The 15,464-nt window shown below is 60.3% G+C and carries 13 protein-coding genes; 6 read left to right on the top strand and 7 right to left on the bottom strand.

The window, feature by feature from the left end:
- Positions 1-102: 102 nt before the first annotated feature.
- The 6 genes from AW06_RS13685 to AW06_RS13660 all read right to left on the bottom strand — a co-directional run bounded on the left by AW06_RS13685 (position 103) and on the right by AW06_RS13660 (position 6,268).
- Positions 103-576, bottom strand: a complete 474-nt coding sequence (locus AW06_RS13685; protein ID WP_034951119.1) for a DUF1854 domain-containing protein — start codon at positions 574-576, stop codon at positions 103-105.
- A complete protein-coding gene (locus AW06_RS13680; protein ID WP_273704693.1) occupies positions 573-2,897 on the bottom strand; it encodes an ABC transporter ATP-binding protein in 2,325 nt (774 codons plus the stop codon). Before AW06_RS13680 ends, AW06_RS13685 begins: the two co-directional genes overlap by 4 nt.
- 100 nt (positions 2,898-2,997) lie before the next feature.
- Positions 2,998-3,786 (bottom strand): indole-3-glycerol phosphate synthase TrpC, encoded by a 789-nt coding sequence (gene trpC / locus AW06_RS13675; RefSeq protein WP_034951117.1) that lies wholly within the window; start codon positions 3,784-3,786, stop codon positions 2,998-3,000.
- A 91-nt stretch (positions 3,787-3,877) separates the two neighbouring features.
- Positions 3,878-4,903: an anthranilate phosphoribosyltransferase gene (trpD, locus tag AW06_RS13670; protein ID WP_034951114.1), complete on the bottom strand. Its 1,026-nt coding sequence runs from the start codon at positions 4,901-4,903 to the stop codon at positions 3,878-3,880.
- Positions 4,900-5,472 carry an aminodeoxychorismate/anthranilate synthase component II gene (locus tag AW06_RS13665; protein ID WP_034951112.1) on the bottom strand — a complete coding sequence of 191 codons (573 nt, stop codon included), beginning with the start codon at positions 5,470-5,472 and terminating at the stop codon, positions 4,900-4,902. Before AW06_RS13665 ends, trpD begins: the two co-directional genes overlap by 4 nt.
- Before the next feature lie 133 nt (positions 5,473-5,605).
- Entirely contained in the window at positions 5,606-6,268 is a 663-nt protein-coding gene (locus AW06_RS13660) for a hypothetical protein (RefSeq protein WP_246148986.1), read from the bottom strand.
- A 573-nt stretch (positions 6,269-6,841) separates the two neighbouring features.
- Here AW06_RS13660 and AW06_RS13655 point away from each other — a divergent pair.
- From AW06_RS13655 to AW06_RS13640, 4 genes are all read left to right on the top strand, one after another.
- Positions 6,842-7,924 (top strand): caspase family protein, encoded by a 1,083-nt coding sequence (locus AW06_RS13655; RefSeq protein WP_171047402.1) that lies wholly within the window; start codon positions 6,842-6,844, stop codon positions 7,922-7,924.
- Positions 7,925-7,952: 28 nt separating this feature from the next.
- The gene (locus tag AW06_RS13650; protein ID WP_273704692.1) at positions 7,953-9,134 is read left to right on the top strand and encodes an OmpA family protein; all 1,182 of its coding nucleotides are present in this window, start codon (positions 7,953-7,955) and stop codon (positions 9,132-9,134) included.
- A gap of 530 nt (positions 9,135-9,664) precedes the next feature.
- Positions 9,665-10,252, top strand: coding sequence for a TRAP transporter small permease subunit (locus AW06_RS13645; protein ID WP_034951142.1), 588 nt, complete (start codon positions 9,665-9,667; stop codon positions 10,250-10,252).
- Positions 10,252-11,757, top strand: a complete 1,506-nt coding sequence (locus AW06_RS13640) for a TRAP transporter large permease subunit (protein WP_034951110.1) — start codon at positions 10,252-10,254, stop codon at positions 11,755-11,757. Before AW06_RS13645 ends, AW06_RS13640 begins: the two co-directional genes overlap by 1 nt.
- Before the next feature lie 173 nt (positions 11,758-11,930).
- On the opposite strand, the gene AW06_RS13635 is transcribed toward AW06_RS13640, so the two are convergent.
- Positions 11,931-13,010, bottom strand: coding sequence for a TRAP transporter substrate-binding protein (locus AW06_RS13635; RefSeq protein ID WP_034951108.1), 1,080 nt, complete (start codon positions 13,008-13,010; stop codon positions 11,931-11,933).
- A gap of 407 nt (positions 13,011-13,417) precedes the next feature.
- Here AW06_RS13635 and AW06_RS20690 point away from each other — a divergent pair, with 407 nt between their 5' ends.
- On the top strand, positions 13,418-14,122 hold the full coding sequence (locus AW06_RS20690; RefSeq protein ID WP_273704691.1) for an aldehyde dehydrogenase family protein: 705 nt from the start codon (positions 13,418-13,420) through the stop codon (positions 14,120-14,122).
- Positions 14,123-14,238: 116 nt separating this feature from the next.
- On the top strand, positions 14,239-15,195 hold the full coding sequence (locus tag AW06_RS13625; RefSeq protein ID WP_034951106.1) for a D-2-hydroxyacid dehydrogenase: 957 nt from the start codon (positions 14,239-14,241) through the stop codon (positions 15,193-15,195).
- The last annotated feature ends 269 nt before the right edge of the window (positions 15,196-15,464 follow it).

Below are 15,464 nucleotides of genomic sequence, written 5' to 3'. Positions count from 1 at the left end.
AAGGCGCAGGGCAGGCGGACAGCCAAACCAGAATTATTGTCGAAATAACGTGGCTCGCGTCAATCGGCTGACGGCGCAGCAAAACGATTGCCGTGACCTGCCTCACAGGAAGCGGTCGAGAATGCGCCGGCTATGTTGATCGAGCGCAGAACGGTCAGGAATCAGGAAATGAATGCCATGGCTGTCGGCGATCAGCAACGCTGGCGGGGTGAGGCGACGAATGTCCTCCTCCCCCTTGAGGATCAGCGTCGCGGCGCCACGGTCGGTTTCGACCTGCCAGGTGCTCGGCGTCGCGAAACTCGCAACGCTGACGATGCGTGTGATCACGGGCATGAACTCGCGCTGGGCCAGCTCGGTCTCCACCAGCTTGCGCGGCTCTTCTCGCAGGTCGCCGAGTTCGTTGATCCAGGCCAGTTCATGGCCGTAAGGATCGACCAGGGCGATGCCGTCAGCGGGGGCGCTGATCGGAAAGGCGCGCACCGGCACGACCCCGGTATGGATTTCGCCATCCGGACCAATGAATTCGAGCTTGCCAAAGCAGTTACGGCGCAACTGATAGTCATGCGTTTCGGTCATTCGCGTTCATCCTCGTCCTTGGCGTTGATCTCCAGCCTGCGCAGTTCGTCTTCGGTGTCGACGTTGCGCGCCTGTGCCTGATAGAGGCGGTAGTAGTGGCCTTGGCAAGCCATCAGCTGGTCGTGGCTGCCGACCTCGACGACGCTGCCACGGTCGAGAACGACCAGGCGATTGGCGTCGCGCAGGGTGGACAGGCGGTGCGCGATGGCAATCGTCGTACGTCCGCGCACGAGGTTGTCAAGCGCTTTCTGAATCTCCTTCTCGGTAGTGGTATCCACTGATGAAGTGGCTTCGTCGAGGATCAGGATGCGCGGATCGATCAACAGCGCACGCGCGATCGAGATGCGCTGCCTTTCGCCGCCGGAAAGCGCCTGCCCGCGTTCTCCGACAAGCGAGTCGTAACCGTGCGGCAGGCGGAGGATGAATTCATGTGCGTGCGCGGCGCGGGCGGCCGCAACGATCTCGGCGCGCGTCGCCTCTGGCTTGCCGTAGGCAATGTTTTCGGCAATCGTGCCGAAGAACAGGAAAGGTTCCTGCAGCACCAGGCCGATGTGTTTGCGGTACTCGGCAACCGGCAGCGAACGGATGTCGACCCCGTCGATCAGAATGGCGCCTTCGCTGACGTCGTAAAAACGGCAGATCAGGTTGACCAGCGTGCTCTTGCCGGAACCGCTGTGTCCGACCAGGCCAACCATCTCGCCGGGTTCGATGACGATGTTGATGTCGCGAGTCACGCTACGCGTCCCGTAGCGGAAACCAACGCTGCGCAATTCGATGCGTCCAGAGACTTGTGGCAGGTGCACCGGATGCGTCGGCTCTGGAACGCTGGAGACATGGTCAAGAATGTCGAAAATGCGCTTGGCGCCGGCCGCGGCCTTCTGGGTCACCGAAACAATGCGGCTCATCGAATCGAGGCGCAGGTAGAAGCGGCTGATGTAGGCGAGGAAGGCAGTGAGCACACCGACGGTGATCTGATCCTTGGCGATCTGCCAGATGCCGAAAGCCCAGACGATCAGGAGGCCGATTTCGGTGAGCAGGGTGACCGTTGGCGAAAACAGCGACCACACCTTGTTGACCCGGTCATTGACTTCCAGGTTGTGCGCATTGGCTGACCGAAAACGCGCCGCTTCACGGCTTTCCTGGGCAAAGGCCTTGACCACCCGGATGCCGGGAATGGTGTCGGCAAGCACGTTGGTGACTTCCGCCCAGATGCGGTCGACGCGCTCGAAGCCGGTACGCAGTTTCTCGCGGACGACATGGATCAGCCAGCCGATGATCGGCAGTGGCAACAGCGTCACCGCGGCCAACCAGGGATCGATCGACACCAGAATGACCGTGGTCATGGCGATCATCAGCACGTCGGTGGCGAAGTCCAGAAGGTGCAGCGAAATGAAGATGTTGATGCGGTCGGTTTCCGAACCGATGCGCGCCATCAGGTCGCCGGTGCGCTTGCCGCCGAAGTATTCCTGCGAGAGTTTCAGCAGATGCTCGTAGGTAGTGGTGCGCAGGTCGGCACCGATCCGTTCCGAAACCAGCGCCAGGATATAAGTGCGCCCCCAGCCGAGCACCCAGGCAAGCAGTGACGACCCGAGCAGACCCGAGAGATAGAATGCAACCAGCGCGGAGTCGATCGGCTGGCCGTTCTGGTAGGGGATCAGCACCTTGTCCATCAGGGGCATCGTCAGGTATGGTGCCACCAGCGTTGCCGCGGTGGTCAGCAGGGACAGCACGAAGGCGGTCAGCAGTTGTCCCCGGTAGGGCCTGGCGAAACGCGCCAGGCGCAACAGTGTCCAGGTCGAAGGCGGTTCATGGATTTCCTTGCTGCACGCCGGGCACTCTTCCTGTCCCTCAAGCAGCGGGGTTTCGCACTTCGGACAGAGCGCCACGGACGAGGGAGGCGGCATGATCCCGGTGACCCGGAAGCTGAGCTGACGCGTGAAGTGCTCGATCAGCCGACCGGCGGCGATGTCGGCACCGAGCGTGTAGCGCCAGTGCGCCAACAGCGAATCTTCGTCGCAGAGTTCGAGGGTACCCACCCCGGAATGATCGCGCCGAGACAGCGACAGCCCCGCCCGGTAGGTCCAGCTTTGCCACCGGGAGTCTCCGGGCGGCATCACCAGCAGGCGCTCGCTGGTCACCACCACCAGCCCGCGCGCGAAACGCAGGCGGGTGTCGAGGTCGATTTCAAGCCAGGTCAGGACGCGCTCACCGTCAGCAAGCTGTGTCTCGAGCGGCGTTGCCCAGGCAGCTGGCAACGCCGTTGGCGAGCTGGCAGCCAGAGCAAGGGCCTCAAGGGGCGATGGCGAAGCGACAGAACTCATGGGTTGGCTGGTTTTCCAGGCTTGAAAGATGCCTGGCGTATCGGAGGATCGGACGGGCGGCGCACACTCCGTCCATGGTCGTCCTGTACGTTGGCGATCATCAGGCAAACAACTCGGCCAGCGCTTCGCCAGGCTCGACAGCACGCATGCAGGCTTCGCCAACGAGAAAGGCGTTGACGCCATGGTCGCGCACCCGCTGCACGTCGCGAGGGGAGAGAATGCCGCTTTCGGTAACGACGAGGCGGTTGGCCGGGAGGTAGGGCAGGAGCCCGAGGGTGGTTTGCAGGCTGACTTCGAAGCTGCGCAGGTTGCGGTTGTTAATGCCGATCAGCAAGGTGCGAAGCTGCAGGGCGAGATCCAGTTCCTGGCCATTGTGCACTTCGACGAGCACCGCCATGCCGAGACTGTCGGCGATGGCTTCAAGTTCGCGCATCGCCGGCAGATCAAGCGCCGCGGCAATGAGCAGGATCGCATCAGCGCCCATCGCCCTCGCTTCGTAAACCTGATAGGCATCAATCAGAAAATCCTTGCGTAAAACCGGCAATCCACAGGCTGCGCGCGCCGCCTGCAAGTATGCGGGAGCCCCCTGGAAAAACTGACGATCAGTCAGCACCGACAGACATGTCGCACCATGCTGCTGATAACTGACGGCGATCCGGGCGGGATGAAAATCGGCACACAGGACGCCTCTGGATGGGCTGGCCTTCTTGATCTCGGCGATGACTGCCGGCTTGCCAGTGGCAATGCGGTCCCGAATGGCACCGAGAAAATCGCGCGTGGCGGGTTGCATTTCAGCCGTGGCACGCATGACCGCGAGCGGCGTGTCAGCCCTGGAGGCGGCCACTTCGTCCTGTTTAACGGCCAGAATCCGCTTGAGAATATCGCTCATGGCAAAATCGCCTTGTCGTCTTCGCAGCCGCCTTCGAGCAGTTCCTCTATCTCGGGCGGTGTCATGTTTTTCCTCGCCGACACGCAGGCGATCAGGTTGAAAAGCGTTGCGTGCAAGCCACGAAGTCGTCGAGCTTGGCGCGTGCAGCACCTGAAGCAATGGCTTCGAAGGCTTGGTCGACGCCATCGGCAAGCGTACCGGCGAGACCGCTGACGTAGATGCTGGCGCCGGCATTGAGGGCGACAATGTCACGCGCGGCGCCAGCGCGCCCCTCAAGCGCGGCCAGCAACATGCCCTTGGACTCCTCAACGTTGGCCACGCGCAGAACCCTCGGGTCGTGCACAGGCAGGTTGAACTGCTCGGGATGAAGCGTGTATTCATCAACACGGCCGTTCTGCAGTTCGCCGACCAGGGTTTCACCGGAGATCGAGATTTCGTCGAGACCTTCACGACCGAAAACGACAAGAGCGTGCGAACTGCCGAGGCGCTGCAGGACACGTGCCTGGATGCCGACCAGGTCGGGATGAAAGACGCCCAGCACCTGATTGGCGGCGTTGGCCGGGTTGGTCAGCGGGCCGAGGATGTTGAACAGCGTGCGCACGCCAAGTTCGCGGCGAACCGGTGCCGCGTATTTCATGGCGCTATGGTGGTTGGGAGCAAACATGAAGCCGATGCCGACCTCGTCGACGCTCTGTCCGACCTGTGCCGGCGTGAGGTTGATATTGACGCCGAGGGCTTCGAGAACATCGGCACTGCCCGACTGCGACGAGACCGATCGCCCGCCATGTTTGGCAACACGCGCGCCGGCCGCTGCCGCAACGAACATTGCGGCAGTGGAGATGTTGAAGGTCTGGGCACCGTCGCCGCCAGTCCCGCAGGTATCGACCAGGCGACTGCGGTCACTGACTTGCACCTTGGTCGACAGCTCGCGCATCACCTGCGCCGCCGCCGAGATTTCGCCGATCGTTTCCTTCTTGACGCGCAGGCCAATGATAATCGCCGCAATCATCACCGGGGTGACTTCACCACTCATGATCTGTCGCATCAGCGAAACCATTTCGTCGTGGAAGATTTCGCGGTGTTCAATGACCCGCGTCAGCGCATCCTGGGGCTTCATTTGGCGTACTCCTCAAGGAAGTTCTTCAAGAGATCATGGCCGCGCTCGGTCAGGATCGATTCGGGATGGAACTGGACCCCCTCGACGGCCAGCGTTTTGTGGCGCAAGCCCATGATCTCGCCGTCGTCGGTCCAGGCGGTGATCTCCAGGCAGGCCGGCAGAGTATCGCGTTCAACGGCCAGCGAATGATAGCGCGTGCAGGTCAGCGGACTGGGCAGGCCACGAAAGACGCCCTGGTCGCTGTGCTGGACCGGCGACACCTTGCCATGCATCAACTTGCGGGCGTGCACGACACGGCCACCGAAAGCCTCGCCGATCGCCTGATGGCCAAGGCATACGCCGAGCAGAGGAATCTTGCCCGCAAACTCACGAATCACCTCCAGAGAGATTCCGGCCTGCGCGGGCATGCACGGGCCAGGGGAGATCACCAGCAAGGCCGGATTGAGGCGCGTGATCTCGGCAATCGAGATGGCATCGTTACGGAAGACTCTGACATGCTGCCCTAGCTCGCCAAAATACTGGACAAGGTTATAGGTGAATGAGTCATAGTTATCGATCATTAGCAGCATATCGCGACTATCCTTGTGTTCTATGTGGCTATGGTTCCAGATAACCGGCCTTGATACCGGCTCAGATACCTGCGATTTGTGTTGCCATCCCCGCGCCGACGGACCGGTACCGAATGCAGGCAAGCTACCGTAATCACTGCTGCACAATCATGTTCTTGGTAAGCGGATCGCCGATGATGTCCTTTACCTTACCATCGCTGCCCCACATCAACTGATACTCGCCGAAACTCGACATCCACATGCGCCACATCGGTGCGTCAAGTACGGGATTTTCCTGCGTGAGCGGATAACCGACCGACATGATCACCTGCTCGCGCGTCATTCCTTTCATTACCTTGCCGGCCTTGATGGAGGCCTGGATGTTGGCAGGGAAGGTCGCCAGTTTGATATTGGGATCTCGCGGGACGATCCAGCGCGCCATGTACTGCTCTAGCGACAGTTGTTCGCGTGTGTAGTCTTGACCGATGCGCATGGGCTTGCCGCCGATGGTGACAGCAGCCCGTTGGCGTCCGTACGAAGTTATCGACGCTTGGGTGCCCAGGGGAATCATCGGCCAGCCGACATAGTTCAACTCGTTGATCCAGTCGCTGCCCGCCTCGTGGCGTATGTTGCAGCAGGTATAACCGGAGAGTAGCGGCGCCGCGCTTTTGGATTCGGAGGTGTCCGACCCGCCGGTCTGACAACCCGCCAGCGCAACCGCCGCCAGCATCGCGGAGACCTGGACACTTTTCTTGCTTGCTTGCACGTGCAACCTCCTTTCATCATGAATCGCAACGTTGCGGCTGACGCCGCGCATCTACTCACTTCCCCATCACGACACGACAACCCGCGGAAGCGATACCTACTGCATCTCCGCCTGCACGGGTTGAGCGCTAAGCCCGAACCCTGCCCTGCCCCTCTGATCCGGCCGTAACCCAGAATTCATGCGGGCTACGGTCATTTTCTTGCGCGGGTATGTAGCCATGTAACGGGTGCAGAATGCATTTCGTCAGGGAATCGCGGGCTGACCCTGAGGTATCTCCCAATTCCGGGATCAATTTGTGTTGCACCACCTCCCGGCGAGCCAAGTTCCGGAAAGTTGTGCTATCGTTCGTCATGGCAGACGTGATCAGGTTTTCGACACTCGATCATGCCAGAAAGGGCCGTCTGCCACCTCGCTTCCCAAGCGCTGGCGCCAAGCAATCACAGCCGCATCGGGTGGGGGTTTGCAACAAGCCCATTTCTTTCGTATATTCTCTGGGCCCGGCCCGCCCGTGGCCTCTTCGACATTCGAGCAATGCGGAGCTCGGCTTTTCTTATCTACCTCGCGTCCTTGTTGTCACTGGGACTGCCTCTGGCACCTCGGATCGCTTTGGCGTCTGAGGATGGCATGGTACAGGTGGCCCTGGTCATCGGCAACAGCAACTACAAAAAATCTCCCCTAACCAATCCTGTCAACGACGCCCGGGACATGGCGGCCAAGTTGCTCGGCCTGGGGTTCACCGTCATCAAGCGGGAAAACCTGACCACAAAGGAGATCGGCCCGACTCTGCGGGAATTCAAATCCAAACTCACCCCCGGTGCCGTGGCCCTGTTTTTTTACGCCGGACACGGTCTTCAGGTAAAGGGCGTGAATTACCTGCCGGTGGTGGATGCAGATATCGCGGGTGAGGAAGACGTGCCAAGCCAAAGCATGTCTGTCAGCCTGGTGCTGGAGACCATGGAAGAGGCCAAGACCCGGCTCAATTTGATGTTTCTCGATGCCTGCCGCAACAATCCCTTCGCCCGGCGTTTCCGTTCCGCCGCCGGCGGTCTGGCCAAGGTGAATGTCCCCTCGGGTACCCTGCTTTCCTTCGCTACCCGTCCTGGCAGCGTGGCCTCCGATGGCAATGGACGCAACGGCCTCTATACCCTACATCTGCTGAACCAGATGGACAAACCCGGCGTGGCCATCGAGCAGGCCCTGAAACGGGTCATCGGGGGCGTCAAGTCCGACTCCGCAGGGGAGCAGGAACCCTGGATGGAGGGGGCCATCGAGGGTGATTTCTGTTTCGGCGGCTGTAGCGCCACGCCCATTCCAGTAGGCACCAGCGCGGCGGACCCGGCGGCGATAGAACTGACCTTTTGGGACAATGTCAGGAACAGCCGCTCCGCGTCGGACTACCAGGCCTACCTCATCCAATATCCCAAGGGCCGCTTCGCTGCCCTGGCCAAGGCGCGGCTCAAGGATTTATCCAAGCCCGAATCAACGCCCCCGACAACGCCTGCGCCGGTTGCCGTCAATACCTATCAGCCGCCGTCACGCCCGCCCGCCACGGCCGCCCTCCTACCAACGCCCATCGCTGCTGGCCCACGACCCAGTGGTGGTGTTTGTCCCGGTTGCACGTGCAGCGACCTTCAGGCCCGCTTGTCCATGGGCGTGGAACCCCTGACCGATGTACAAATGAGCCATTATCGTCAGAACTGCCGATGAACGTAGCCATTCATGAGGGAGACGCACCTTGCCCACGCTGAGCTTCTGGGTTCTCTGTCTGCTGGCCTCACTCGGCTTCCTGGCCGGTTGCGCGGCGCCCCTGTCGCCGACAGTCAAAACCCCGATGGAGCTGGAGCCAGCCGTCAAGGCCCTGGCCGCCGACATCTTCGGTCAGGTACGGGCCAGCCAGAATTTCGTCGGCCGCATGGGCAAGAAGGCGTTCGTGGTGGATCCTTTCATTGATGCCTACACGGCCGAAGTCAATGAAACCAGTCGCCAGATCGAACAGGTGTTGATGCGTGAGGTGCGGTCCGCCTTCCCAGAATTCCCCATCGAACACATGTCGGTCAAAAACTTGGGGACTTCGCAATACGTGGTCAATGGCACCATCCGTCTGGATAAGGCCTCCGGTTCCGGCTATTACAGGGTGTCGTCCTCGGTGGTGGATTTGAAGACCGGCATGATCATCGCCAATTCCGAAGTCTGGCTGACCAAGGAAAAACTCAATTTCGAACCCATTGCCTCCTATAAGGAAAGCCCCATGTACCTGAAGGACAAGCGGGTTGAGGGCTATATCGCCACCACCTTGTCGAACACCGGGGAGTTGGCGGACAAGTCCTATTTCGATACCCTGCCCACAGCCGCGGTGCTATCGGAAGCCGACGTCCGTTTCGATGCCGGCGATTTCGCCAACGCTCTCGATCTCTACCAACTGGCCGAGAGTCGGGCCGACGGCAAGACGATGAAGACCTATTCTGCCCTGTACCAGAGCTATCGCAAGCTGGGCCAGAACCAGGAGGCGGAAAAAGCCTTCGCCAATCTGGTGGATGTGGGCCTGGTCAATAACAATCTGAGTACCCGCTTCCTATTCACCGTCAAAACCACGGATTTCGTCGCAGATTCTTCGCTGCGCAGCCAGTATGCCCTATGGCTGCGCCAGATTGCCCGCCGGGTGGCGACAGCTGGAGTCTGCCTGAACATCGTGGGTCACAGCAGTCGCTCGGGCAATGAGCGCTACAACGATCAGCTCTCTCAGCAACGTGCCCTGGCGGTTCAGAAGCTGATGCAAAAGGATTTCCCCCAGGTCATGCAAAAGACCAAGGCCTACGGCAAGGGTTTCCGGGAAAATATCATCGGCACCGGTAGCGACGATGCCCAGGACGCCATCGACCGCAGGGTGGAATTCCGGGTGGTGGAATGCGGTAGGTAGGCATTGTCGAATGAAGGAAAAGAGTTCCAACGCCACTTCGGGAGGTTCCGCTCGAATGCCTGCGCGGCCCCAACTCGACGACAAGATGTACCTGGAGGTCTTTGCCCAACCCGGAAGGCCTGCGCCGTGCAGCGGGTTGGCGAGCCGCTGATCGCGAGACTGACGACCTCCTTCGGCTCTGCGAATCCCGCGATGGCGCGCCCATACGCCCACCATGATCGTGCGGTGGCGGATGCGTTGCGCACACCCGCCGTAACCATCAGCGTACGAATGAACCCTATTTTAGGCTGTCATCTGTCTGATTGAAATATACTTTTTACATGTCAAACAAATTTTCACAGTACGCAATCGATCTCGCATAGTTGAATCAAAGATGTGCCATAATCACCGCCTTTGCAGCTTTGATAGAGCGGACGCAAGTTCGCATCCTGCAAAATGGCCTGATGAATTGCCCGGCAATGAGGCAAAGCGCAAGCGATCGGGCCCAGGAGGAGTGAATCTTTGGCTTGTCAATGGAGGAGGAATATCCCGTGAACAGTTTACTCAAGCTTTCCAGCCTGATCGATGGGCTCACCGAACTCATCGGCAAGACCATCATCTGGCTGGTCCTGGTCGTTACACTGATCGCCGCCGGCAATGCGGTCATGCGTTACACTATCAACTACAGTTCGAACGCCTTTCTCGAGATCCAGTGGTACCTGTTTTCGGCGATCTTTCTCTTTGGCGCGGGCTACACACTGAAGCGCAACGAGCATGTGCGCATTGACCTGATTGCCGGCCGCCTGTCGAAAAGAGGCCAGACGTGGATCGACATTTTCGGCATCATCTTTTTCCTGTTGCCGATGGCAATCGCCGTGATGTACCTGTCATGGCCGATCTTCCTGCTCGCGCTGCACAACAACGAGCAGTCGAGCAACGCTGGCGGCCTGGTAGTCTGGCCAGTGCGCCTGCTGGTACCGATCGGCTTCTTCCTGCTGGTCATCCAGAGCATCTCCGAGTTGATCAAACGCATCGGTTTCCTGCAGGGCAGGTGCCCTGACCCGAGCGCAAAGTCGCACCAACCGACTCCTGAAGAAGAACTGGCGCTCGCTATCAAGGCCCAGAAGGGAGAACTGTGATGACCGAATTCCTGATCGCCAACATGGCGCCGATCATCTTCGCTTCGATGGTCCTGTTCCTGCTCATCGGTTTTCCGGTGTCCTTTGCCCTGGCGGCAAACGGTATTTTCTTCGGCTTTGTCGGCATCGAACTCGGTCTGCTCGGCCCACAACTATTCCAGGCGCTGCCGGATCGCATCTTCGGCATCATGAACAACGATACCTTGCTGGCGATCCCGTTCTTCACCTTCATGGGACTGATCCTGGAGAGATCAGGCATGGCCGAAGACCTGCTCGACACCATCGGCCAGCTTTTTGGACCGCTGCGTGGCGGCCTGGCCCTCGCGGTGATCTTCGTCGGCGCGCTGCTCGCCGCAACGACCGGCGTCGTCGCGGCCTCGGTGATTTCGATGGGTCTGATCTCGCTGCCGATCATGCTGCGCTACGGCTATGACAAGAGACTCGCATCCGGCGTCATTGCCGCTTCCGGAACACTGGCGCAGATCATTCCCCCCTCGCTGGTGCTGATCATCATGGCCGACCAGCTGGGCAAGTCGGTAGGCGACATGTACAAGGGCGCTTTTCTACCGGGCATGACCCTGACCGCCTTCTATGTCGGCTATGTCGTACTGGTGGCGATCTTCAGACCGCGCTGGGCGCCGGCGCTGCCGCTCGAAGCGCGGACCTTGCGCGGCGGCAAGCTGCTGCTGCGCGTACTGACGACACTGGTCCCGCCGCTGCTGCTGATCTTCCTGGTACTCGGCACGATCTTTCTCGGCATCGCGACGCCGACCGAAGGCGGTGCGATGGGTGCAACCGGTGCCCTGATCATGGCGCTGGCACGCCGGCGCCTGTCGTGGAAGTTGCTCAGGCAGGCGATGGACACGACCGCCAAGCTGACCACCTTCGTGGTCTTCATCCTGGTGGGCGCACGCGTCTTCTCGCTGACTTTCTATGGAGTCGATGGCCACAAATGGGTCGAGCACCTGCTCACTGGCCTGCCGGGTGGCGAAATCGGTTTCCTGATCGTCGTCAATGTCCTGGTATTCCTGCTTGCCTTCTTCCTCGACTTCTTCGAGTTGTCGTTCATCGTCGTGCCGCTGCTGGGCCCGGTTGCGCAGGCGCTCGGCATCGACCTGATCTGGTTTGGCGTTCTGCTGGCGGTCAACATGCAGACTTCGTTCATGCACCCGCCTTTCGGTTTTGCGCTCTTCTACCTGCGCTCGGTGGCACCGGCGTCGGTCAAGACCACCGACATCTACTGGGGAGCAATCCCCTTCGTCTGTCTCCAGATCATCATGGTCGGGGTCCTCATTATCTTTCCGCAACTCGTGACCTTCGGCCTCGACCAGGACGCCAAAGTCGATCTCGATTCGGTACAGATCGAGATGCCGACTTCCGATTACGGCGCCCCCTCCACCCCCCAGGGTTTCGAGAGCCCGAAAGAGGCTTCTTCCCCTGCGGCTCCGGAAGATGCGGCCAGCAAGGCCGTGCTCGATGCGATGAAGCAGGATCAGGCGAAGTAACCCCTGCCGCCTCTCGGTGACTGCCCGACGGTCGGAGATCGTCGGGCAACCTCATGGCTGATGGCCATGAAAAAAGGAACGGAGGCCTTGGTCTTCGTTCCTTTTCTTGCGCAGTCTAGCGGCTGGCGGCAGTGACTGCCTTGCCGCCAGCCAGCTTCACTCGATACGCCTGCCTAGCGCTTGCTGTACATGTAGCTGGCGTACGAGCCTTCGGCGATGCGGTGCCAGAGGTTCTGGTCGTCCATGAACTTTTTGTAGTCGTCGTAGACCTTCTTGAACTGGGCATTCGATGCCGAGGTTTCAGCGTACAGATCCATCGCCGCCTTGTAGCAGGCGTCCATGACTTCTTTCGGGAACTGTTTCAACTGTGTTCCCGAGCCGACGAGTTGCTTGAGCGCCGTCGGGTTCTTCGAGTCGTACTTGGCGACCATGTCGACGTGCGCGTCGGCACAGGCGATTTGCAGAATCGCCTGGTATTCCTTCGGCAGTTCAGCCCACTTCTTGAGGCTGACATAGGCCGACACCTGCGGGCCGCCCTCCCACCAGCCGGGGTAGTAATAGAACTTGGCCACTTTGTTGAATCCAAGCTTTTGGTCATCGTAAGGGCCGATCCATTCGGCCGCGTCGATGGTTCCCTTTTCGAGCGCCGGATAGATGTCGCCACCTGGGATCTGCTGTGGCACGGCGCCCAGCTTGCTGAGCACGGCACCGGCGAAGCCACCGATGCGGATCTTCAGCCCCTTGAGGTCGGCCGCCGTCTTGATTTCCTTGCGATACCAGCCACCCATCTGGGTCGTGGTGTTGCCACAAGGGATGGTCATGATGTTCGACTTGGCAAACACTTCGCCGAGCAATTTGCTGCCATTGCCGTAACGCATCCAGGCGTCCATCTGGCGATTGGTCATTCCGAAGGGAACGGCCGTCTCGAGCGCATAGGTGGGATCCTTGCCATAAAAATAGTAGGAGACCGTATGCCCCATTTCAACGGTACCGTCCTTGACGGCATCGAACACCGCCGGCCCGGGAACGATTTCGCCGCCGGCAAAAACCTGAATCTGGAACTTGCCGCCAGTCGCTTCGGCAACTCGTTTGGCCATGTGCTCGGCGCCTCCGTAGATGGTGTCGAGGCTCTTCGGGAAGCTCGAAGCCAGGCGCCACTTGATCGTCGGAGCGTTCTGGGCAATCGCCGGCATGGCCATCGTACCGACCGCAAGGCCAGCACCCGCATTCTTCAAAAAGGAACGTCTTTCCACAATTTGTCTCCTATAGGTTTTTGTAAACGAACTGCCCGTCGATTATAGCGAAAGCATTGATCCGCGAAATAAAGTTCAAATCAGTAAACTGCTGTAAATACGAGTAGCGATCGCTACAGCTTCGCTTCGGTACGACGACGCTGTCGAAACGTTGATCGACTAAACCAGAGGAGTGATGGCTCTAGATATGAGGTTAACCCGAAAACTGAGGGCAAGTGAGCTCTCCGGAAGCCTGGATACCCGTCTGATACGCCGCATCGCCATCGGCAAGCGATCGCCTGCGACAGCCGCTGGGCGGTTGCGCCTGACACGCGTTTGACGCGCTACCGCTCGTGACCAGTTATGATGTCCCCTGGCAGGTCACTTGTGACCGTTTTCTTAATCTTTCCGCAATACCAAGGCACCCCATGACCGAAAATGACGAAATTCTGGCCATACCGCTGTGGATCAACGGCCACGCCTATCTGACGATGACGCCGACCTTTTTCGATGTCCGTGATCGGTGCACCGGCCAGATCAAGCGCCGTACTCCGCTGTGCGGCACGGATCAGGCGCTGACCGCCGTTGCCTCGGCCCAGGCCGCATTGCCCGCCTGGGCGGCGCTGACGATCGCGGCACGGGCAATGCTGCTGGCAGCGCTGGCGGTGGCGCTGGCAGCATACGCAGAACACTTCGCCAACTTGATCGCAGAGGAAACCGGCAAAAACGCCGCGTCGGCGTCGGCCGAGGTCGAACAAGCGCTACGCGTGCTGAAGGCGGCGGCCACCGGCAGCGTAGCGACTGGCGGGAGCGGCGTCGTGGCAGTAGTCTGCGATGACCAGGCGCCCTTGCTCGGACCCCTGCGGCTTGCCGTTCAAGCGTTGCTGGCGGGGGCGACAGTGGTCGTCAAACCCAGTCCGAAGGCCCCATCAGCGGCGTTTGCGCTGGCCGAACTGACGGCGCGCAACGGATTTCCTGGCGGTGTGGTGAACATCCTGCACGGTGACCTGGCAGCGATCGAGGGCCTGTGTACCGCCTCCGCGGTGGGCCTGCTGCTGTTTACCGGTGATCCCGCCCTGGGCAGCAAGGTGGCGGCCATCGCCAGTCGCCACGGCAAGCCTTTTGTGGACTAACGGTCACGACTTTACCAGCCCCCGATCTTTACAGTCACGACCCCTTTCCCCGACCCTTCCCTCGCCAGGGGAGAGAGGAAAATAGTGAGTCGCTGACGCAACTTCCATATTGAACCATGCACCGAATTGTCCATCTCGAAGGAGAGTCGATCATCGCCGACCTGCGCCGGCCGGATTTTCCACATCACTGGGTCGAACATGCGACCACACTGCAACTGCAGGTCGCTGGGCGGCTCGCCGGGGCGACGATTGCAATCGTCAACAAGCTGTCGATCAGGGCTGAACTGATTGCCGGACTGCCCGCGTTGCAGATGGTCGCGGTCGCGGCGACCGGCACCAACAACATCGACCTCGATGCTTGCCGCGCCCACGGCATCGTCGTTTCGAACATCCGCGGCTACGCCGTGCATACCGTACCCGAGCATGTCTTCGCGCTATTGCTGGCGTTGTCGCGCAATGTCGTTGCCTATCGACAAGCGGTGGCCGCCGGCAATTGGCAACGTTCCAGGCAGTTCTGTTGCATCGATTATCCGATTCGCGACCTGCACGGTGCCAAACTGGCGGTCATTGGCAGCGGCAATCTTGGCGGAGGCGTCATCAGGCTCGCCGAGGCGTTCGGCATGCGCGTGCTGCGCTGCGAGCGCAAGGGCGCGCCAAGCGTGCGCCCCGGCTATACCCCTTTCGACCAGGCCTTGCACGAAGCCGACGTGGTCTCGCTGCATTGCCCGCTGACCCCCGAGACGAAGAACCTGCTGGGTGAACCCGAATTGCGGGCCATGCGGCCTTCAGCACTGCTGATCAACACGGCGCGCGGTGGCCTGGTCGATGAAGCGGCGCTAGCCCGAGCGCTGCAGCAGGGCTGGATCGCCGGTGCCGGTTTCGATGTGCTGAGCGTCGAGCCGCCGAGCACCGGCAATGTTCTGCTGGCGCCGCAACTGCTCGCGCTACCCAATTTCCTGCTGACCCCGCATGTAGCCTGGGCCAGTCGACCAGCGATGCAGGCGCTAGCCGACCAATTGACGGCAAATCTCGAAGCCTTCAACCGCGGTGAACCGCAGAACCAGGTTGTCTGATTCAGTGCACCTGTTTGGCCAGGGAATCAGCGGGTACTGGCTCGCAAACACGGGGGGCGACATGCCTGCGCGTTTGTTGACCTGGCGTGTACCTTCCTCCGGAGACCCTGCCCTGCCGCAATTCGGTAATGGAAAGCGCGCCGCGATTGCGCAACAGCCGCAGATAATCGGGGCGCCGCTTGCCGTATTTTACTGCCAGACGATCCAGGTATACTGAAATAGGTAACAAACGCCTTTAACTGTCTGGTGTAATGGGCTGTAGAATTCGA

The sequence above is a fragment of the Candidatus Accumulibacter cognatus genome, assembly GCF_000584975.1.
GTDB classification, from domain to species: domain Bacteria; phylum Pseudomonadota; class Gammaproteobacteria; order Burkholderiales; family Rhodocyclaceae; genus Accumulibacter; species Accumulibacter cognatus.
Note: the sequence above shows the minus strand (reverse complement) of the source record. Positions and strands in the feature narration are given on the sequence as shown.

Bases quoted from the DNA above. Each gene is read 5' to 3' on its own strand.
- trpC (WP_034951117.1), bottom strand. From the start codon at position 3,786: ATGAGCGATATTCTCAAGCGGATTCTGGCCGTTAAACAGGACGAAGTG.
- AW06_RS13640 (WP_034951110.1), top strand. From the start codon at position 10,252: ATGACCGAATTCCTGATCGCCAACATGGCGCCGATCATCTTCGCTTCG.
- AW06_RS13665 (WP_034951112.1), bottom strand. From the start codon at position 5,472: ATGCTGCTAATGATCGATAACTATGACTCATTCACCTATAACCTTGTC.
- AW06_RS13625 (WP_034951106.1), top strand. From the start codon at position 14,239: ATGCACCGAATTGTCCATCTCGAAGGAGAGTCGATCATCGCCGACCTG.
- trpD (WP_034951114.1), bottom strand. From the start codon at position 4,903: ATGAAGCCCCAGGATGCGCTGACGCGGGTCATTGAACACCGCGAAATC.
- AW06_RS13660 (WP_246148986.1), bottom strand. From the start codon at position 6,268: ATGCGCGGCGTCAGCCGCAACGTTGCGATTCATGATGAAAGGAGGTTG.
- AW06_RS20690 (WP_273704691.1), top strand. From the start codon at position 13,418: ATGACCGAAAATGACGAAATTCTGGCCATACCGCTGTGGATCAACGGC.
- AW06_RS13680 (WP_273704693.1), bottom strand. From the start codon at position 2,897: ATGAGTTCTGTCGCTTCGCCATCGCCCCTTGAGGCCCTTGCTCTGGCT.
- AW06_RS13685 (WP_034951119.1), bottom strand. From the start codon at position 576: ATGACCGAAACGCATGACTATCAGTTGCGCCGTAACTGCTTTGGCAAG.
- AW06_RS13655 (WP_171047402.1), top strand. From the start codon at position 6,842: ATGGTACAGGTGGCCCTGGTCATCGGCAACAGCAACTACAAAAAATCT.